The sequence below is a fragment of the Pseudomonas sp. EA_5y_Pfl2_R50 genome (assembly GCF_963970475.1).
Lineage (GTDB): Bacteria > Pseudomonadota > Gammaproteobacteria > Pseudomonadales > Pseudomonadaceae > Aquipseudomonas.
Genome location: NZ_CAXAPT010000230.1, coordinates 1 through 284, shown reverse-complemented (window position 1 = coordinate 284; position 284 = coordinate 1). Strand labels below are relative to the sequence as shown.

Annotated in this window: 1 protein-coding gene; it reads right to left on the bottom strand. The window is 57.4% G+C overall.

Annotated features, from left to right (window positions below; translation table 11 throughout):
- The coding region (locus tag AACY19_RS27585; RefSeq protein WP_339454664.1) for a contractile injection system protein, VgrG/Pvc8 family at positions 1-284 on the bottom strand (284 nt) is incomplete at both ends.

Below are 284 nucleotides of genomic sequence, written 5' to 3'. Positions count from 1 at the left end.
CTTCTTCTTCGCACAGGCGCTGGATGAAGTGCAGGTCCGACTCATCGTATTGCACGCAGTAAATGCGCTCGGGATAAATCGAACCGGTCTTGAATTCGTAGGCGTTGCTTTGGATGCCGTGCTCTTCGAGGACCTTGCCGATGATTTTCGGCACCGGGAGGTTCTGGAAGATGCGTTGATTGACGCGGTGCGCCAGGTACGACAGTTGCGGGCGCAATGTCACCGAATAGCGGGTCAGGCGCTTGCCTGAATCACCTTGCGCGGCGCGGTAGATCTGGCCATGG